The 18,731-nt window shown below is 68.9% G+C and carries 25 protein-coding genes; 22 read left to right on the top strand and 3 right to left on the bottom strand.

What is annotated here, in order from left to right:
- The first annotated feature begins 1 nt into the window (after nt 1).
- The 20 genes from AC07EJ_RS44700 (at nt 2) to AC07EJ_RS44605 (ending at nt 15,793) form a co-directional block, all read left to right on the top strand.
- Nucleotides 2-166 carry an Rmf/CrpP fold protein gene (locus AC07EJ_RS44700; RefSeq protein WP_478886404.1) on the top strand — a complete coding sequence of 55 codons (165 nt, stop codon included), beginning with the start codon at nt 2-4 and terminating at the stop codon, nt 164-166.
- A 106-nt stretch (nt 167-272) separates the two neighbouring features.
- A complete protein-coding gene (locus AC07EJ_RS44695) occupies nt 273-1,007 on the top strand; it encodes a hypothetical protein (RefSeq protein WP_478886403.1) in 735 nt (244 codons plus the stop codon).
- 21 nt (nt 1,008-1,028) lie between these two features.
- Entirely contained in the window at nt 1,029-2,039 is a 1,011-nt protein-coding gene (locus AC07EJ_RS44690) for a major capsid protein (protein WP_478886402.1), read from the top strand.
- Nucleotides 2,036-2,290 carry a hypothetical protein gene (locus AC07EJ_RS44685; protein WP_478886401.1) on the top strand — a complete coding sequence of 85 codons (255 nt, stop codon included), beginning with the start codon at nt 2,036-2,038 and terminating at the stop codon, nt 2,288-2,290. Before AC07EJ_RS44690 ends, AC07EJ_RS44685 begins: the two co-directional genes overlap by 4 nt.
- A complete protein-coding gene (locus AC07EJ_RS44680) occupies nt 2,290-2,634 on the top strand; it encodes a hypothetical protein (protein ID WP_478886400.1) in 345 nt (114 codons plus the stop codon). The genes AC07EJ_RS44685 and AC07EJ_RS44680 overlap by 1 nt, the downstream gene beginning before the upstream one ends.
- A gap of 10 nt (nt 2,635-2,644) precedes the next feature.
- Nucleotides 2,645-3,028 carry a head-tail connector protein gene (locus AC07EJ_RS44675; RefSeq protein ID WP_478886399.1) on the top strand — a complete coding sequence of 128 codons (384 nt, stop codon included), beginning with the start codon at nt 2,645-2,647 and terminating at the stop codon, nt 3,026-3,028.
- Complete coding sequence (locus AC07EJ_RS44670) at nt 3,025-3,342, top strand: hypothetical protein (protein ID WP_478886398.1); 318 nt, start codon at nt 3,025-3,027, stop codon at nt 3,340-3,342. The genes AC07EJ_RS44675 and AC07EJ_RS44670 overlap by 4 nt, the downstream gene beginning before the upstream one ends.
- Nucleotides 3,339-3,689: a hypothetical protein gene (locus tag AC07EJ_RS44665; protein ID WP_478886397.1), complete on the top strand. Its 351-nt coding sequence runs from the start codon at nt 3,339-3,341 to the stop codon at nt 3,687-3,689. Before AC07EJ_RS44670 ends, AC07EJ_RS44665 begins: the two co-directional genes overlap by 4 nt.
- On the top strand, nt 3,686-4,117 hold the full coding sequence (locus tag AC07EJ_RS44660) for a minor capsid protein (protein ID WP_478886396.1): 432 nt from the start codon (nt 3,686-3,688) through the stop codon (nt 4,115-4,117). The genes AC07EJ_RS44665 and AC07EJ_RS44660 overlap by 4 nt, the downstream gene beginning before the upstream one ends.
- Before the next feature lie 15 nt (nt 4,118-4,132).
- On the top strand, nt 4,133-4,615 hold the full coding sequence (locus AC07EJ_RS44655) for a phage tail tube protein (RefSeq protein WP_478886395.1): 483 nt from the start codon (nt 4,133-4,135) through the stop codon (nt 4,613-4,615).
- Complete coding sequence (locus tag AC07EJ_RS44650; protein WP_478886394.1) at nt 4,615-5,100, top strand: DUF7426 family protein; 486 nt, start codon at nt 4,615-4,617, stop codon at nt 5,098-5,100. Before AC07EJ_RS44655 ends, AC07EJ_RS44650 begins: the two co-directional genes overlap by 1 nt.
- A complete protein-coding gene (locus AC07EJ_RS44645) occupies nt 5,097-5,312 on the top strand; it encodes a hypothetical protein (RefSeq protein ID WP_478886393.1) in 216 nt (71 codons plus the stop codon). The genes AC07EJ_RS44650 and AC07EJ_RS44645 overlap by 4 nt, the downstream gene beginning before the upstream one ends.
- A gap of 42 nt (nt 5,313-5,354) precedes the next feature.
- The gene (locus AC07EJ_RS44640; RefSeq protein ID WP_478886392.1) at nt 5,355-7,553 is read left to right on the top strand and encodes a phage tail tape measure protein; all 2,199 of its coding nucleotides are present in this window, start codon (nt 5,355-5,357) and stop codon (nt 7,551-7,553) included.
- A gap of 13 nt (nt 7,554-7,566) precedes the next feature.
- Nucleotides 7,567-11,364, top strand: coding sequence for a hypothetical protein (locus tag AC07EJ_RS44635; protein WP_478886391.1), 3,798 nt, complete (start codon nt 7,567-7,569; stop codon nt 11,362-11,364).
- Between the two features lie 10 nt (nt 11,365-11,374).
- A complete protein-coding gene (locus AC07EJ_RS44630; RefSeq protein ID WP_478886390.1) occupies nt 11,375-13,024 on the top strand; it encodes a right-handed parallel beta-helix repeat-containing protein in 1,650 nt (549 codons plus the stop codon).
- 79 nt (nt 13,025-13,103) lie between these two features.
- A complete protein-coding gene (locus tag AC07EJ_RS44625) occupies nt 13,104-13,871 on the top strand; it encodes a peptidoglycan recognition protein family protein (protein WP_478886434.1) in 768 nt (255 codons plus the stop codon).
- Between the two features lie 113 nt (nt 13,872-13,984).
- A complete protein-coding gene (locus AC07EJ_RS44620) occupies nt 13,985-14,221 on the top strand; it encodes a hypothetical protein (RefSeq protein WP_478886389.1) in 237 nt (78 codons plus the stop codon).
- Nucleotides 14,218-14,475 (top strand): hypothetical protein, encoded by a 258-nt coding sequence (locus AC07EJ_RS44615; protein WP_478886388.1) that lies wholly within the window; start codon nt 14,218-14,220, stop codon nt 14,473-14,475. Before AC07EJ_RS44620 ends, AC07EJ_RS44615 begins: the two co-directional genes overlap by 4 nt.
- 342 nt (nt 14,476-14,817) lie before the next feature.
- Complete coding sequence (locus AC07EJ_RS44610; RefSeq protein WP_478886387.1) at nt 14,818-15,255, top strand: hypothetical protein; 438 nt, start codon at nt 14,818-14,820, stop codon at nt 15,253-15,255.
- 127 nt (nt 15,256-15,382) lie between these two features.
- The gene (locus AC07EJ_RS44605; protein ID WP_478886386.1) at nt 15,383-15,793 is read left to right on the top strand and encodes a hypothetical protein; all 411 of its coding nucleotides are present in this window, start codon (nt 15,383-15,385) and stop codon (nt 15,791-15,793) included.
- A gap of 266 nt (nt 15,794-16,059) precedes the next feature.
- Here AC07EJ_RS44605 and AC07EJ_RS44600 read toward each other — a convergent pair whose 3' ends face one another.
- From AC07EJ_RS44600 to AC07EJ_RS44590, 3 genes are read right to left on the bottom strand one after another with little or no spacing between them, the layout of a single operon-like run.
- Nucleotides 16,060-16,911: a helix-turn-helix domain-containing protein gene (locus AC07EJ_RS44600; protein WP_478886385.1), complete on the bottom strand. Its 852-nt coding sequence runs from the start codon at nt 16,909-16,911 to the stop codon at nt 16,060-16,062.
- A gap of 23 nt (nt 16,912-16,934) precedes the next feature.
- Nucleotides 16,935-17,471: a DUF6879 family protein gene (locus AC07EJ_RS44595; protein ID WP_478886384.1), complete on the bottom strand. Its 537-nt coding sequence runs from the start codon at nt 17,469-17,471 to the stop codon at nt 16,935-16,937.
- On the bottom strand, nt 17,443-17,703 hold the full coding sequence (locus AC07EJ_RS44590; RefSeq protein WP_478886383.1) for a hypothetical protein: 261 nt from the start codon (nt 17,701-17,703) through the stop codon (nt 17,443-17,445). Before AC07EJ_RS44590 ends, AC07EJ_RS44595 begins: the two co-directional genes overlap by 29 nt.
- 289 nt (nt 17,704-17,992) lie before the next feature.
- Here AC07EJ_RS44590 and AC07EJ_RS44585 point away from each other — a divergent pair, with 289 nt between their 5' ends.
- Together AC07EJ_RS44585 and AC07EJ_RS44580 are read left to right on the top strand one after the other, a co-directional pair.
- On the top strand, nt 17,993-18,271 hold the full coding sequence (locus AC07EJ_RS44585) for a DUF6415 family natural product biosynthesis protein (RefSeq protein WP_478886382.1): 279 nt from the start codon (nt 17,993-17,995) through the stop codon (nt 18,269-18,271).
- Between the two features lie 41 nt (nt 18,272-18,312).
- The gene (locus AC07EJ_RS44580; protein ID WP_478886381.1) at nt 18,313-18,444 is read left to right on the top strand and encodes a hypothetical protein; all 132 of its coding nucleotides are present in this window, start codon (nt 18,313-18,315) and stop codon (nt 18,442-18,444) included.
- Nucleotides 18,445-18,731 lie beyond the last annotated feature (287 nt).

Raw genomic sequence — 18,731 nt, 5'->3', positions numbered from 1 at the left:
TATGGGGACACGCGAGGACATCGCGAAAGCGTTGATGGAGGGGACCGAGGCCGGGCGCCGCGGTGACCCTCCGACCGTCTGCCCGTACCGCGACCTACTGCGTACCGCATGGATCCGCGGCTATGCGCGCACCGCGCCCCGCCTCACCCAAGGTGACGGCGCTTAACACGCACCACTGACAGCACCACCCAGGGGCCCGCCAGGAGCGGGCCCCTTTTGCATGCCCGAACGCCCGCCAGGAGCGGGCCGACCAAGCCCCAGGAGGGCGACCCATGACACGCACGTTCCGGCATCCCCTCGCCTCCCACGCCGCGGGAACGGTCCTCGGCTACCGGCGCGACGGCCGCCCTATCTACGCCATTGCGGGCGGCGACGGCACCGGCGAGGGCGGAGGGGACGCGGTATCCGGCCAGCCGGGCGGCGAGCAGGGCGGCACCGACGGCGGGCAGGCCCCGCCCAACGGACAGCAGTCCGCCACCGACGGCGCAGGAGACTCCGCCGCGACCATCGCCCGCCTACAGGCCGAGCTCGCCGACGCCCGCAAGGAAGCCGGTAAGACGCGCGTCACCGCCAAGCAGCAGGCCGCCGACACCGCCCGCCAGGAGCTCGCGCAGCAGATCGGCAAGGCGCTCGGCATCGTCAAGGACGATCAGCCGGCCGACCCGGCGCAGCTCATGCAGCAGCTCGCCGACTCGCAGCAGGAAGCCCGCCGCAACACCGTCGAGCTCGCCGCGTTCAAGGCCGCGGGCGAGGCCGGAGCGCGCGCCGACCGCCTACTCAACAGCCGCTCGTTCGCCGACAAGCTCGCCGCCCTCGACCCGTCCGCCAATGACTTCGGCGAGCAGGTCAAGGCCGCCATTAAGGCCGAGGTCGAATCCGACCCCGACCTGTACCGCGCTGCGAAGACCGGCCCCGCAAAGGGCGGAGCCGAGTTCAACGGCGCACCCACCGGCGAGCGTAAAGCCGCCACCCTTCACGACGCCATCGCCGCCCGCATGGGCGGCTGACACCCCCTGGAGTGACCACCCATGGCAACCACCCTTGCCGAGGCCAAGAACAACGCACAGGACGACGTCGACGTCCAGGTCATCGACGAGTTCCGCAAGAGCTCGGACATCCTCGACCGCCTCACGTTCGACAACGTCGTCTCCCCTACCGGCGGTGACACCCTCACCTACGGGTACCGGCGCCTGATCACGGAGCGCTCGGCCGACTTCCGCGCGATCAACAGCGAGTACAGCCCGGCCGAGGTGACGACCCAGCGATACACCGTCGACCTCGTGCCGCTCGGCGGATCGTTCAAGGTCGACCGTGTCGTAGCCCGGATCGGCCCGGCCGCGTCCGGCGCTGTGACGCTGAACATGCAGCAGCTCATCAAGTCGTCCCGCGCCAAGTTCGCGGACGCCGTCATCAACGGTGACACGGCCGTCGACGCGAACGGCTTCAACGGCCTGTCCAAGATCCTCACCGGGTCGAGCACCGAATACCTGCCGCTGAGCAACGGCGTGGCGACGGGTTACGTCGACTGGACCGCGGTCAACGACAAGGCGACCGCGCTCGCCGCACAGACGCACATCGACAACTGGCTGTCCGCCATGGACGACCGTCCGGATGTCATCTACGGCAACCGCAAGACGCTCGCCCTGTTCAAGCGCGTCGCCGCATGGTGCGACCAGATCGACAAGACGACCGACGCGTTCGGCCGCCCGATCACCGCATACAACGGCATCCCGCTCGTCGACCTCGGCGCGAAGGCCGGCGCGAACACCGACGTGATCGGTCTCGTGTCCCGCGACGCGGACGCCGGTGGTGCGGGCGGCAACATCGCCAACCTTGGCGACCTGTACGCCGTGCGGTACGGCCTCGACGGCTTCCACGGCGCGTCGGTCGGTGGCGGCGCTCCGCTCCTGTCGACGTTCCTGCCCGACTTCACCACGTCCGGCGCGGTCAAGACCGGCGAGGTCGAGCTCGGCCCGGTCGCCCCTGTCCTTAAGGCGACCAAGGCCGCGGCCGTCTTCCGCAACATCAAGAGCGCGTGAGGCAGCCCATGACCACGTACCGCATCACTGCCCCGCTCGACGACTACAGCGGGCACGGGCCGGGCGGACTGTCGTTCGTCGACGGCTCCGCCACCAGCGATGACCCGGCGATCGTCGGCTACTGCCAGGGCGCCGGATACGACGTCGAGCCGCTCGACGACACCGCGGCCGAGCCGGACCCGGACACCGCCAAGGACGCCCCGCCGACCAAGCCCGCGGGACGTTCGCCCAGCAAGAAGGGTGACGCCTGATGCCCCGCACCGAGATCACGGCACAGGCCGTGTCCGCCGCGGTCCCGCTCGCCGCACTGACCCTGGGCGCGGTCGATGGCACCAACGGCAACCAGTGGCGCTACACCGGCCGCCGCAAGCTCATCGTGCGCAACGCCGCCGCCTCGGCGATCACAGTCACCATCCGCAGTAACACCAAGGTCGGCGGCCTCACCGTGCCGGACCGCACGGTGAGCGTCGCGGCCGGCGCGACCGCGTACATCCCCGAGGGCCCCGAGGCGTTGCAGATCGACGGGTTCATTTACTGCGACTGGTCATCCGCGACGAGCGTCACCGCGGCCCTCATCGAAGACACCACCAGATAGGGGGCGACCGGTGGCGTACGCGACCGCGGCACAGCTCGCCGTATTCACTGGGCAGGCCGCACCGGCGGACGCCGACCGGCTGCTCGCCCGCGCATCCGAGGACATCGACGACGCCCTGTTGACGGCCGTCTACTGCGTCGACGACGCGGGCATGCCGACGGACCCCGACATCGTCCAGGCGCTCGCCGACGCCACGTGCGCGCAGGTCGAGTACCAGCAGGCGAGCGGGGACGACGGAACCGGGGCCGCGGGCCGATGGGACAGCGTGTCCATCGGGCCCGTGTCCCTGTCCGGGCGCACTGACACGACGCCCGGCCCGACCGGCCTCGACCTCGCCCCGCGGGCAGAGCGCCGCTTGCGCCGCGCCGGATTGCTGCCGGGGGTGATCTGTTGAGCCGCGTCCCCGGGTGGCTGTTGCGGCACACGGTGACCGTCGAGCCGTACCTCGGCGCATCGGCGTACGGGCCCCGCTACGGGCCGCCCGTCACCGCTCGCGCCCTGGTCGACGAGACCGTAAAGCAGGTCCGCGACCGGACCGGCGCCGAGGTCGTATCCACCGCGCAGATCATCGCCGCCCCCGGCCTCGACTGCCCGCCCGGCTCACGCCTCACGCTGCCCGGCGGGCGCCGCACCATCGCGATCAGTACCGCACAGCACACCGCGCCGGGGCTGCCCGTGCCGGCCAGTACGGAGGTGAATGCCGAGTGACGCAGCGCGGACAGCTCCGATGGGACGGCGAGGCGGTCCTCGACGCGATGCGGGAAGGCGCTCTGCGGGGTGTACGGCTCGCGGCCGAGCACGTCCTCGAAGTGTCCCGGCGTCGCGTGCCGATCGAGGAGGCCACCCTCGAACGCTCGGGCGTGGTGAGCGTCGACGAGGGGAGCATCACGGCCGCCATCTCGTACGACACCCCGTACGCGGTGCGGCAGCACGAGGAGCTCAACTACCGGCACGACGCGGGCAGAACCGCGAAGTACCTGGAAGGCCCGCTGCACGAGGAGGACGGCGCCGTAACGCAGATCATTGCGGCGCAGGTGCGGAGGGCGCTGCGGTGAGCTTCCTTGTCGACCTGGTCGACGGCCTCGCCCGCCTGCTCGACGTACAGGCCGTCGGCACCTACCGGGCCGACGGCATCTATGCCGACGGCGAGACCGCGATCACGGACACCGTCGTTCCGCCCGGCCCGGACCGGGCGATCGTCCTCACGGTCTACGCCGTCGACGAGTCCGCGGCCCTCACCGACACCACCGTCTCGGTACAGGTCCGCACCCGCGCGGGCACGGACCCGCGCGACGTCGCCGCCCTCGACGATGCGGCCTACGACGTGTTGCACGCCGCCGGGCCGCTGAGCCTGAACGGCATCCCCGTGACCCTCATCTACCGCACGTCCACAGCCGCGCTCGGCGTCGACGCCAACGGCCGGCACGAGCGGACCAGTAACTACAGCGTGCGGGCGCACCGCGCGCACCCCCAACTCTCCTAGAAAGGAGTCGCGTTCATGGCTGACGTTGCCGCCGAGACCGTGACCACCCTCGCCCGCCGCTTCCGGCTGGAAGTCGACATGAGCAGCACCACCACCCCGTCGTGGGCGGTCGTGCCCGGCCTCATGGAGTTCACGCCGAAGGTTGAGCCGACCGACCAGGACTCGACGTCCTACGGCTCGGATGGCTGGGCGGAGAACACCCGCACCATGCTGGCGTGGTCCGTCGAGGCCAGCATCGGACACCGCGCCCACCCCGTCACCGGCGCATGGAACGCCGCGCAAGAGAAGCTGCGCGCCGCCTCCAAGACCTTCGGCTCGCCCTCATACGTGCACGTCCGCTGGTACGACCGTGACGGCCGCGCAGGCGACAACTACGAGGGCACCGCGCTCGTCACGTGGGAGCCCGACGGGGGCAGCAGCGAAGACCTCGACACCATCGCGGTGACGCTCACCGGATCCGGTCCGGCGGTCGAGATCACCAACCCGGCAGGTAGCTGATGGCTTTCAAGGCACTCGACGAGCTGCTCGACGACGGCCTCGACCTGCCGCTCGCGGGCAAGATCTACCGCGTACCCGCGCCGTCCGCCGAGATCGGTCTCCGCACGACCGCGATCATGCAGGCTGCGGCCGTGGCCGCGGACGGCGGGAAGGCAGACGCAACGGTCCTCGCGGATGCGGCCGAGCGTGACCTGTACCGCGACGTCCTCGGCCCCGCGCACGCCGAAATGGTCGCCGACGGCGTGAAGTGGCCGGCCCTGAAACACGCGGCCATCACCGCCATGGTGTGGATCGTCCAGAACAAGGAAGCCGCCGAGCGGTACTGGGACACCGGCGGCGACCCTTCTCGCCTCGCCCCGAACCGAGCAGCCCGTCGCAACTCATCGGATGCGGCGAACTCGACCCGGCCTCGGGGCTCTACGAGTGGTACGAAACCCCAGCAGGGGCAGCACCGCGGCGGAAAGGGCGCGCAGCGCCGCAAGTGAGCTGGCCGCAGATCCTCGGCGAGTGGCCGCTCGTCGAGGCGGACCTACACGAGTTCTACGGCATCGATGTGGGCGCCCCGGGCCTGCTCGCCGACCGGTCGTGGCGATGGCTGCGTGTGCGGATCCTCGGCCTTCTCTCCGCTGAATCACGCCTCGCCCGGCACCTGAACCCCGAGCCTGACCCCTCGCGCGCCGCTCGGCGCTCCGCCTGATCCCGCGCACCCCGCGGGCCCCCCGAAAGGAGGTGCCCGCACATGGCTTTGACCGTGGGCGAGCTCGCCGCCACGATCACCGTTGACGACTCCGAAGGGGCTTCGGGACTGAGGCGCTTTCAGGGCCGCATGCGGGAAACCCTCGACCGTGTGTCGTCGATGGCCCGTAGCAGCGGCGAGGACGCCGGGCAGGCCCTCGGCGACGGCCTCGCCGACGGAGCGAACGAGGGCGCCGACCAGGCCGCCGAAGGCATCGGCAGCAAGCTGCAAGGCTTCGCCGCCGGGGCTATCGGCGCCGGCCTCGGCGCCGCCCTGATGGGCGGGTTCGCCACCGCTCTGGAACAGGGCCAGATCACGAGCAAGCTCGGCGCACAGCTCGGCGCCACCGCGGGCGAGGCGCAGCGATACGGAGAGATCGCCGGGGACCTGTACGCGGGCGCGATCACGGAGGATTTCCAGGGCGCCGCGGACGCCATCCGGGCGACCATGTCCGCCGGCCTCGCGCCGCCGGAGGCCACGAACGCGCAGATCGAGTCCATCGCCACCAAGGTCAGTGACCTTGCGGGAACGTTCGAGCTCGACCTCGGCCAGGCCGCGAACGCCGTCGGCCAGATCATGAAAACCGGGCTCGCACCCAACGCCGAGGCCGCCCTCGACACCATCACCCGCGGCCTCCAGGTCATGGGCCCCAGGGCCGACGACATCGCCGACACGTTCAACGAATACTCGACGATCTTCCGGAACCTCGGTCTCGACGCCACGACCGCAACGGGCCTCATGTCGCAGGGACTCAAGGCCGGTGCGCGCGATACCGACGTCGTCGCCGACTCCCTGAAAGAGTTCCTCCTCATCGTGCAGGGCGGCGGCGCGAAGGTCGATGAGGCGTTCGCGTCCATCGGCCTGAACGGCAAGGAGATGCAGGCCGCGTTCGCCGAGGGCGGGCCGAAGGCATCTGCCGCACTGGACAAGGTGTTTGACGCCCTGCGGGGCGTAGGTGACCAGAGCAAGCGCCAGGCCCTCGCCGTGACCCTGTTCGGCACCAAGTCCGAGGACATGCAAAAGGCGCTGTACGCCCTCGACCCGAGCAAGGCGACCGCCGCACTCGGCCAGGTGGGCGGCGCGGCCGACAAGATGGGCAACACCCTGCGGGACAACGCCGCAACCAAGGTTGAGCAGTTCAAGCGCGGCGCCACACAGGCGTTCGTCGAGGTACTCGGCCGCGACGTCGTCCCCATCCTCATGAACTTCGGCAGCTTCATTCAGCAGAACATCAGCATCATCGGCCCGCTCGCCGGAATCGTCTTCGGTGTCGCCGTGGCCATGGGCGCGTGGACGGCCGCACAGGCCCTGTTCAACGCCGTCATGGCCATGAACCCCATCGTCCTGGTGGTCGGCGCGATCATCGGCCTTATCGCCGTGATCGTCCTCGCCTACCAGCACAGCGAGCGCATGCGCGCGATCGTGGGCGCCGCCTGGGCAGCCATACAGATCGGAATCACGGTCGCCGTCGCCTACATCAAGGGCGCCATCCTGTGGTTCGCGGGCCTGCCCGGCATGCTGTCCGACTGGTTCGGCGCGGCGAAGGACTACGCGGTCGCCAAGTTCACCGACCTGCAAACCTGGTTGAGCGGGTTGCCGGGCCGCGCCGGGGCAGCACTGTCCGGCCTGGTCGGCACTCTGCGCGCTGCCGCGGTGAACGGCTTCAACAGCTTCCGTGAATCGGCCGTGCAGAAAGCGGCCTCGTTCGTCGCGTGGGTGCGGGGCATCCCGGGGCAGATCTCACGCGCCCTAGGCTCGCTCGGCAACCTGCTCGTGTCCAAGGGGCGCGACGTCGTACGCGGCCTGTGGAACGGCATCAAGTCCATGGGTTCGTGGTTGAAGAACACCCTGATCGGCTGGGCGAAGAACCTCATCCCCGGGCCGATCGCCAAAGCGCTCGGCATCCACTCGCCCTCGCGCGTCATGGCCGACCAGGTCGGCCGGTGGATCCCCGCTGGTGTCGTCGAGGGCATCGAGTCGGGACAGGGCGCGGTCGACAAGACCATGTCCAACCTCGTGTCCACCCCGACCACGCGGCAGATCGCCGCGTCTGCGGGCGGCGCGGTGGCCGGCGGGTCCTCGGGATCCGGAGTGACCACGATCCGTATCGAGCTGTCCGGCCCCGACGCGGTCAAGTCCCTCATCCGCAAGATCGTTCAGGTTGACGGCGGCGGCAACGTACAGACGGCTTTCGGCCGGTAAGGAGGTCGCCCCCATGGCGTTTCCAGATGATCCCCTCGGCCTGCGCATCGAGCTTCAGGCCGGGGGCGTGTGGACCGACGTCACCACAGACGTCTACACACGGGACCCGATCACGCACACGCGCGGTATCCGTAACCAGGGCACCGCGGCCGACCCGGCAAGCGTGCCGCTCACGCTGAACAACCTTGACGGCCGATACTCGCCTCGCAACCCCATGAGCCCCCTGTATGGGCAGATCGGCCGCAACACTCCTGTGCGGCTGTCTCTGCCCGGCGGGCCGCACTTCCTCGACCTCGACGGCGCCCCGGGCAACTTCGCCTCGACGCCGGACGTGGCTGCCCTCGACATCACGGGCGACATCGACCTTCGGGCCGAGCTCGAAACGTCGTGGTACGGCTCCGAAAGCCAGATGATCATCGGTAAGTGGGGCGACCCCGGTCAGCGCTCGTACGCGATGCGCATCGTCGACGGCTCGCTGTTCTTCTCCTACAGCAGCAACGGCACCGACGCTTTCCGTGTCGCCCAGCGGCTCCCTGCGCTGCCCGCACGCGCGGCCCTGCGCGTCACGCTGGACGCCGACAACGGCCAGGGCGGGAACACCGTCCGTCACTACTGGGCGCCGTCCATCAACGGGCCGTGGACTCAGTACGCGCCCGCCTACACCCAAAGCGGCACGCTCGCCCTCGCGGTGAGTACCGCGCCGCTCACCATCGCCCCGAGCGACCCCACCCTCACGCCCCCGCGCACACCGTTCGCGGGCAAGGGCTACCGATTCGAGGTCCGTAACGGCATCGACGGGCCGCTCGTCGCGTCCCCGGACTTCACCGCGCGGCCGGTTGGCTCCGCAGGGTTCACGGACGCTGCCGGCCGCGTGTGGGCATTCACCGGGACGGCCGCCGTCGCGGACCGTCGCGAGCGGTTCGTCGGGGAAGTCGCCGCGTGGCCGCAGAAGTGGGAGGAGTCCGGACAGGACGCGTGGACCACGGTCGAGGCCGCGGGCATCCTGCGCCGCCTCGGGCAGGGCACCAAGCCCCTGGATTCCACGCTGCGGCGCCGCATCCCTTCCGGCAACCCGGTTGCCTACTGGCCCATGGAGGAGGAGCGGGAAGCCACGCGCGCCTACTCACCGATCATTGGCGTGCAGCCGGCCGCGGTGACTGGCTTCGAGTTCGCCGCCGTCGACACGTTGCCCAGCTCCCGCGCGCTGCCGCGACTCGGCTCGGCCGCCACCCTCTCCGCGATCGTCCCGCCCAGCACACCCGGACAGTGGCAGGTCGAATGCGTCTACAACGCCGACGACAAGGCACCCCCCGCGTCCGGCGATCGCGCCGAGGTACTCAGCATTTCCAGCACCGGCACCGCACGGCGCTGGGTGATCTCCATGCGGGCCGACAGCGTCACCCTCACCGGATACGACGCCTCGGGCGCAATTGCGGTCTTCAGCAACGTCGCCGTTGTGCAGGACATCTTCCACGGCTGGTACCGGCTGAGGCTGTATGTCCAAGACCTGGGCGGTGGCCAGATGGAATGCGTCATCGGCTGGGCCAACGTCGACGGCAACACGCTGCAACTCGCCCAGACCGTCACCGGCTCGCCCGGCAGCGCCACCGCCGTTACGGCCAACTGGGGCCCGCTCACAGAGGGCTGGAGCATCGGGCACCTGTCCGTCATGCCCACCGCGGCAAACATGATCTACAACGGCTCAGACAGCGCATACGCGGGCGAGACCGCATGGGCGCGCATGCTGCGCCTGGCCGACGAGGAGGGCCTCCCCGTTGCTCGCATTGCGGGGCCGCTCGACCCGGAACGTGTCGGACCCCAACGGCCCGACACGCTCGTATCCCTGTTCAAGGATGCGGCCGACGCAGACGGCGGCATGCTCCTGGAGGACCGCGGCCGGCCCGGACTCCTCTACCGCGACCGATCCAGCCTCTACACGCAGGAACCTGCGCTCATCCTCGACTACACCGCAGGCGTGATCTCGTGCCCCCTGGAACCGGTCGACGACGACACCGCGACCCGCAACGACATCACCGTTACCCGCGAGGGCGGATCGTCGGCGCGGGCCACCCTCGAAGCAGGGACCCTGTCCGTACTGCCGCCGCCCACGGGCATCGGCACGTATGACGAGGCAGTCACCCTGTCTCTGTCCGACGACACACAGGCCGAGCCGCACGCGTATTGGCGGCTGCACCTCGGCACCTACGACGGGGCGCGGTATCCGTCGGTACGGGTCCTGCTCCACAAGGCACCCCAACTGATTCCAGACGTCCTCGCACTGCGCGAGGGCGATGTCATCCGGCTGATGAACCTGCCGCCGTGGGTGGCGTTCGGCCCGGTGGACCTGCTCGTCATGGGGATGAGCGAGACCCTGCTACCGCGCACGTGGGAGGCGACGTTCGCGTGTGATCCGGCCGGCCCGTGGATGACCGCGCAAACGGATCACGTGGTCTACGGGAAGGCAGATACGGGCGGCTCCGAGCTGTCGGGTCCAGTCGCCGCGACGGACACGGCCATTCCCGTACGCGCTACGGCGGGCCTGCCGTGGACGACGGACCCGGCGGAAATGCCGACCCTCGTCCAGTTCGGCGGCGAGGTCGCCCGCGTCGACGCGGTCGGCCAACTCCTGTCCGCGAACCCCTGGGTGGACCCGGACCTGTCCGGCTGGGTCGGGCTTCAGGTGGGGTCGATGACCCGCGTCACTGACGTGGTCCACCCCAAGGGCGTGGCCTCCCTACGGGTAGTGCCGAACGGCGTATCGACGTCCAACAGCATCAGCCAGGCCACGCGTTCGCCGGGCGTGGCTGGACAGTCCTACACGGGTTGCTACTGGCTGTACTCCCCGGCTGGCTTCGCTGACTTCCGCGTGTCGTTCGATTGGTACAACGCGGCGGGGACGCTGATCACCACGACATCGTCTGCGGCAACGGTCATCCCGGCGGGCCAGTGGACGTTCCTGACGTTCACGGCTGCGGCCCCAGCGAACACAACCTCCATCGCGCTGCGTGCGCGCCAGGGTGCGACCCCTCCCGCGTCGGCTGTCTACTACGCGTGGGGCATCCGTCTCCTGGGCCCTGGTTCGGGCGCTCTGGTGTCTGACACGTTCTCCCGCACGGTGACGGGCGGTTGGGGCATCGCTGACACCGGCCAGGCGTGGACGGTGAAGTCTGGCGCTACCGCTGACTTCGACGTGACGTCGAATACGGGCAGGCACGTGCACAACACGCGCAACGTCACCCACACCCTCACGATGGACAGCGTGCAGCTCGCTGACGCCGAGTTGGTCACCAAGGTGACAATGCCCGTAGTGCCGACGGGTGATGGCCTCTACACCTTCTACATGCTGCGGTCGAACACGGCAGCCACGACGTACTACATGGCGCGCGTGTTCTTCGCGACGGGCGGCACTGCGCAGCTTTCGCTACGCAAGCGGACGCCAACCGAAACGTTGCTGGCCACGCAGACAGGCACCATCCCGCACGCTGCCGGTAACTCGTACCTGGTGCGCTTCAAGGTCGAGGGCAGCACCCTCTACGGGAAGTTGTGGAATGCGGCCGGCGCGGAGCCCCCGGGATGGACGGTCACGGCGACGGACGCGGACCCGCTGATTCCCGCAGCGGGCGGTGTCGGCCTGCGCACCTTGGTTCCGACGGCAAACACGAACCCTCTGCCGGTGACGATGCCGTTCGACGATTTCCAGATCTCTGACGCCCAGACGTTCACAGTCACTCGCTCCGTCAACGGCGTCACCAAATCTCATGCGGCGCGGTCGCCGGTCTCTCTGGCCTATCCCGCTATCGCTTCCCTGTAAGGAGGACTCTTTGGCAACCCCTGTTGAGCAGTGGCTACCGGGCATGGACATCACGGCTGGCCGACTGGAGTCGATGAACCAGCGGTCATCGTTCATGGTCACCAACTACGGGGCCGACTCGTCTGGGACCGTCGATGCCGCGCCTGGTATCCAGCTCGCGCTGAATGCGGCACGTGATGTGGGCGGCGCGCAGGTCATGGTGCCGCCCGGGGTGTACCTGATCGGGCAGACCCTTCGGATTTACACCAACACGCGGCTGACGCTCATGGCCGGCGCCGAGTTCCGGCGGAACGTCGCCGGGACGATGCTCATCAACGGGGACGCGGGGCAGTCGCTCGGCGGGTACACCGGGCATTCGCGCATCACCATCGAGGGCGGCCTGTGGAACATGCGCGGGACGACCGCGGGTCTGACCGCGTCGGCGATGTGTATCAGCATCGGCCACGCCACGGACGTCATGATTCGCGATCTTGAGATCCGGGATCTGCCCGGGTATCACGGCATTGAGCTGAACTCGACGTCTCACGGCGCGGTGCAGAACTGCAAGTTCCGCGGCTACGTCGACCCCGGCGGGCGGGACTTCTCCGAGGCCGTACAGCTCGACCTCGCGAAGAGCGTGGACGTGTTCGGCGGGTTCGGCCCGTACGACCACACCCCATGTGAAGACATCTTGATCACCGGTTGCCACTTCGGCGCCTCGGGCACGGCCGGCACGATCGCGTGGCCGCGCGGGATCGGCAGTCACAGCGCCACCATCACCAAGTGGCACCGCCGGATTCGCATCGCCAACAACTCGTTCGAGGGCGTCCTCCAGTACGCGGTGAGTGCGTACAACTGGGAAGACGTCACGGTAACCGGCAACACGTTCGTGTCGTGCGGCTCCGGCGTACGGCTGCGCGCGGTGATCCTCACAGACCCGGAAGACACGAAGCTGCCCGACGGCACGCAGACCAGCGCGAGCCAGTCCATGCGGAACCTGTCGGTCACCGGGAACACGTTCCGCTCCGGCGGCGGCTACGACGAGGCGATCATCGCCCTTGGCGAGGTCTCCGGCCAGATCCTCAACTTGACGATCGCGGGCAATGCCATCGACGGCACCACCACGTCTCAGAACGGCATCCGGCTACAGCAGGTCGAGCGCTCCTCGATCACCGGAAACGCCATCGCCAACAGCGCGGGTACGGGCCTGTCCATGGAGGACTGCAACCGGGTCATCGCCGACGCCAACCAGATCACGTGGGCGGGCGCGCACGGCATCACGTCCGTGACCTGCACGCAGATGACGATCTCGTCCAACCAGGTGATGTTCCCCGACAACAACGGGATCTTGATCCAGGGCGGAAGCGATATCCAGGTCCGATCGAACTTCATCAAGGGGCCCGGCCGCGTCACGAACAACACGTACTACGGCGTGAGGCTCTCGACGAGCGCCTCGTCCGTCGCCCTGTCCGGGAACAAGTGCCGACCGTACGGCTCGGGCAATGAGGCCAAGTACGGACTCTCCATCTCCGGTACGTGCTCGCTGATCCAGCGCTACGGCAACGACTGGAGGGGCTCGCAGTGGACCGGTGGCGACTCCCCGACGACCGGAGCCGGGAACGGCGTCAACGACGAGGGCAGCAGCTCGGCGAACACCACCGCCACCGACCTGAGCACCTGATCCCTCCCCCTTCCCTCTGTACGCCCCGCGCCGATCGGCCGGGGCCTTTCTCATGTCTGGAGTAACCCCCGTGGCTCGCATGCCCGGCGCCCTGTGGCGCCCCATCCCCGTGAACTACACCAAGGGCGGACAGGAGTCCGTACGCGGCGTGGTCGTGCACATCATGGCCGGAACCCTCCCCGGTACCGATGCGTGGTTCCGCAACAGCAAGGCACAGGCGTCCTCGCACTTCGGCACCGGAAAGGCCGGCGCCCTATATCAGTGGGTCGACACCGCCGACCGCGCGTGGGCGCAGGCCGGGGGCAACAGGTCGTGGCTGTCCGTCGAGAACGAGGGCCAGGGCGGCGACGTCCTCACCGAGGCCCAGCTCGACCGCGTCGCGCAGGTACTCGCGTGGGCCCACGAGAAGTACGGCATACCGCTTCAGGTCGCCGACTCCCCGGACGGCCGCGGCCTCGGCTTCCATGCCATGGGCGGGAGCGCGTGGGGCGGACACACGTCCTGCCCCGGTACCCGCATCGTGGCGCAGCTCGCCGACATCGTCCGCCGCGCCAAGAAGCTGACCGGGACCCCGGCGCCGGGTGCCTACACGCCGCCCGTGTTCCCCGCCGGCCTCGCCCCGGACAAGGCCAAGCCGTCGGCGAGGTTGCTACAGCGCGCGCTCAAGGCTGCCGGATTCCTCGCCAAGAGCGTGACGGAGTCCGACAACTACGGCCCCAAGACACAGACCGCCGTCGCCGCCTTCCACAACGCGCACCCCAAGTACCGCGCCGCGGGAACGACGTACGACCCGGCGATCGGTCCGAAGGGTTGGGCGGCCCTGTTCCGCCTCGCCTACGGCAAGTAGGTCACCGCAAAACCTCGAGGTTTCTCGTCAATCTGACGCTAATACTCGAGCTCCGCCGTCCGCCCGGCACCGCGCCGGGCAGACCACACCATCCGCCCCCAGGAGTCCCCCGCATGTCCCAGGCCGCCAAGCGCACCACCCGCACCGTGTTGCAATCCGCCGTTGCCCTCGCCGTCGCCCTACCCGCCATTGTCGACTCCGCCGGCCTCGCCGACGCGGTCCCGTGGGCGGTCGGCGCGGTAGCAGTGGCGGGCGCCATCGCCCGCATCATGGCCCTACCCGACGTCGAGGCCGTCCTCGACCGGTTCGGCCTCGGCCTGGTCGACGACGAGCAGGGGGGCGGCGCGTGAGCGAGCCGACCGACACGGCGGCCGTCGCGGTCGCCCTCGCCGAGATCCGGGGCGACCTCGCCGCCGGGTTCGCACGCGTCGACGGTAGCCTCGCCCTGCTCGTACAGCGCGGCGACCAAGCCGACCGGCGCCTCGCCGACGTAGAGCGGCGCGTCGACACGCTCGAACGCTCACGGTGGCCGCTCCCCTCGGTGGCGGCCCTGGTCGCCCTATGCGGCCTCATCCTCTCCGCCTACACCCTCGCCAACAGCTAACAGCAACACCCCCACACGGCCGCATATGGCCGTGTGGGGGGTGTTCTGTGCATTCCTGATGAGGACTCTGGAAATGGCCAGGCCCGCTCTTCGCACCTCAGTTGATTGTCGTGGTCAACAAGGGCCGGATTTGCCCGACGGCACGAGGCTTCCGTGGTGAACCCGCCGCCCACCCGGGGGGCCGCTCGTTGAGGGCGCGCAGGACGCCGCTGGGCGGCTGTGCGGGTGAACTTCGCCCCGCGCCTGCGCGCCACTGACCTCCGGAAACGATACGGCCGCCGCGGCATGGCAATGATCATTCTGAAGTGCTCCTCGTAGGAAGGAGCATCGAGGGATGAGGCTGTGAAGAGATTGCGCTCGATCAAGCTGTCCAAGCCTGTAGTGGCATGTGCTGCCCTTGCCGTCGCCGCTGCGGCGGTGACGGGGGGCGTCGCACTCGCTGACGACGCGGCAGTTAAGGCCCACGCCCCGCACGCACAGGCGTCCGCGCTGGTGAACGCGGACGGTACGCGCCCCTACTCCAAGGGGATCAAGTCCCTCACCAAGCCCAAGACGGGCGAGTACTGCGTGACGTTCGATGACGCCACGGGGATCAAGGTCGATCGCAGTACGCCGGTTGCCACCCTGTACGGGCACGAAGGCACTGCCCCTTGGGGATGGACCGTCTTCGTCAACACTCAGCCGTCCAAGGCGTGCGGCGATGCACCCAACACGCTCACCGTCTTCACCGGCACCAACAGCGGCCCGGCCGACTACCCGTTCATCCTCCTCGTGCCCTGATCGCCCCACACCGGCCGCAGACGAGAACGCTGCCCGCGCTCCCTCGGACGGCCACTGAGTGATCCCCATCGGCTTCATCCGGCCGGCCGCACGCACTGCGGCGCATACGGCCGAGAAGGAATAGACCATGCGAACCTCCACGCCCCAGACCGGCCGTTTTCTCGCTCTCGCCCTGGCCGCCGTGGCTTCGGTGCCGGCCCTGACTGGTACTGCTTCAGCGGCACCGGCTGATCTGTACGCCCCGCACACCCGTGCCGCGGCCAAGGTGGCGGCCAACGGCACCCTGCTGGCCAGCAACAACGTCGCTTCGTCCAGACTCGCCCGAGCCGGCGTGTACTGCGTCAAAATCGACGACCCCGACATCGACGTGTCGAGCGCGGCGGTCTCCGCCACAGTCAACGGCGTCTACATCAGGATGATCACCGCCAACACCGCCCCGGACACCGCCTGCGGCAATGACGCCAGCACCATCACGGTCTACACGTTCTACGCGGACGGCACCTCCTCCAGCGCCCCGTTCACCCTGGCTGTGCTGTAGCAAACGATCTGCCCCAAAGGGAAGGGCCCTGACAGCCGTCGGGGCCCTTCCTGCGCGCGCAGGTACAATCCAGCGCCAACCCAAACCGAGCGCAGGATGTCCGGGACCGCTCCGTCAAGGCGTCTTCGGCGGCGCAGACGACGGGACCGCGCCCGCCCTGGACGCTTGCCCCTGCCCCAAGTGCGGCTGACCGTCGGGCGATTCCAAAGGTGTGACCTTCCGCCACAAGCCATGGCGCTGCGGGTGGGGAAAGTGTGCGAGCAGGGTCAGCCCAGCGCGTCAATGGCCTTCACGATCAGCGCTCGCGCGTCCGCGCCGTATACGGCCATGCTCCGCAACTGCTCGAACGCGCGCAGGTACAGGGCGATCTCCGACGGCTGCGTCACGCTGACTTGGGCTGACAGGAGCTCCACCGAAACGAGCGTGTCGTCATACACATGGAACACCTCTTGGGGCCACTGGCCGCGTGCAGGCGTGTTCATGGGGATGATGCCCAGGGACACCGCCGGGAGAGCGCCGGCGGTGAGCAGGTAGCCGAGCTGTGCGGCCATCGCGTCGTGGTCGCCAAGCTGGTAATACAGGGCACCTTCCTCGACGACCAGGACGAACCGGTGCGCGGCCTGGTGGATGATCCGCGATCTCTCCACGCGGGCATCCGCCGCGGCCTCGGCATCGTTGGGGACGTCGAGTAGCTCAGCGTTGATGCTCAGCAGTGCCCGCGCGTATCCCTCGGTCTGAAGCAGTCCCGGAATGAGGGTCGGCGAGTACACACGAAACAGGCGGGTCGCCTGGTAGAGCTGCAAGTAGCTGTCTTGAAGTTGCCGCAGACCTTGGCGAGTCCGCCGCCGCCACTCCGTGTAGAGCGACTCCGCGTTGAGAGACGACGCGATCAAGTCCTCGGCCTCGCCCACGGCGTCGCAGTGCGTGCACCACAGGCGGATGTCCGTGGGCGAGGGCGGTGTCTTGGCGTGCTCAATACGAGAGACCTTGGCATGGTGCCACCGGCATCGACCGGCCAGCTCAACGACCGTAAGCCCGGCAGTCTTTCGCATGCCGCGCAGTCGGCCGGCCACGGCCTCGCGGGCAGCCTGCGCGGAGGACGACGGGGAGTTGGGCATGAGCTGGTCTATCCGGTCTCTCGTCAGTGGATCTCGTATTGCTCGTGCGGGGTCGCTCGGTTCCAGACTGCTTCGAACGCGTCAACGCACTGCTTGACCACGGCCGGTTCGGTCCGGAGCTCCAATGGCGGATCAGCCCAGTTGCCCTCGCCCGTGAAGTGGTTGAACAGGAGCCTCGACTCGTCAAAGATCCACAGGTCGCAGCCGGGCAACAGCAGGTCGACCGCGCGCCGACGCGGAAGCCAGCGCACAGACTCGCCAGCGTGGACGTTGACGCTGGTCCCCGCATGCTCGTAACGGATGTAGTCCGTCACGGGCTCCGAAACCACGCGCGCCCGGCGGACCTCGACGCCCCGAGCCTTTGCCCGGGAGATGAGGTCAACCCAGGGCGCCCAGTACGCGGACCCCGGGTCGGCATCGCGCCACCCCGTTTCCTGCCAGTGGCGGAAGTCGTCGGCCTCATCGCCAACGCCGTACACGTCGCGCATCTCCAAGTGCACGGCGGAGTGCTCGGCGGTCGCGAACAGGTCGTTAAAGCGCAGCTCGGCGCTCGGCGGCATCGCAAGCCTCCCTCAGCATGGGTACCAGGTGAGCCGGGATACGGATCACGGTTTCGTGGGCGGGAATCCCCTTCGCATGCCCCGGCGCCGTGTTCTCGATGCACTGGGCTCGTGTCGCCTCATCTGCGGTGTAGCTCTGCAACACGATGTCGGCGTTCTCTGTGTCGACCCAAGCGGTCGGGGACCCGCTCTGCCCGGTGTTCGGGTCGATGCCGATGAACTCTAAGGCCATGACTGCCCCTTCTCGGTGGGCGGTGCTCGGATGTGCACCACAGTCACTCGACCGTGGCCACGGGTCAAGACCGCGAACGCGCCATCCATCCAGGCAGACAGAATCCGCGCACATTAGTGCACGGAAGTGGAGCTGCCGCACGGCGCGGTTCTAGCTTCGACGTCACGCAGCAACGACCACGGCCCGCCAAGGTGCGCGGGCACAGCCCTGCGGAGGCGCAATGCCCACCACTGAAGACGCCCCAGCCGCACAATCAGCCGGCCGAATCCCCGAGCTGATGCAAGAAGCCATGTCGGTCACGCGCACCATCCCCGGCCTCGCTCGCCTGCAAGAGCTCAACCTCGTGCTCCGAGCAGAACTCCGGTGCCTCATCCCTCGCGTACAGGAGCAGGCCGACCAGATCAACCACGGCACGACAGCGTGGTACGCCCGCGAGCGCGCCATCGCCGATGCCGAGGGGGAGCTGTCGCAGGGCCTCAGCCCCAGCCCTCTCGCCGCGGCACTCGCGGTGGCCGCACTCGGCCGCTGCCTGCGCATCCTCGACCAGTTCGCGGGCGGCGACCAGTGAGCGAGTGGTGCGCAGCGGGCGCGCACATGACGGATGAGCCCGTGATCGTTGGTGAGATCGAGCGGCCGAGCGGACCGCCGTTCGTGCTCTACGGCTGCAAGAGGCACGCGGCCGCCTCACCGGAGCTCGTGATGCGCGTCACGCTTCGGGACCGAGTGATCGAGTCCGGCTAAGACTCCGCCGTCGGCGTGCCTGCACATGCCGGCGGCGGGACCGGGCGCCCCGCTTCATGGCGGGAGCGGGTCGCCCATTCACCCAACGGAAACGCCCCCGGTGATCGCACCGGGGGCGTTTCTGTCTGCCAGGCTCACGGCCGACAGGGCTTGCCTGCGTAGCCCGACAGTGGCCCCGGCCCCTCCGAAGGGATGAACCGGGGCCACTGGTCGTACATCACCGCAGGTCAGTCACCCTTTCGGCCCGCTTCGATGTCTTCTGCCACTTTGTAGGCGATGCCGTCGAG

The organism is Streptomyces sp. NPDC045026 (genome assembly GCF_056432625.1).
The sequence above is the reverse complement of the archived record's forward strand: the minus strand, read 5'-3'. Positions and strand labels throughout refer to the sequence as shown.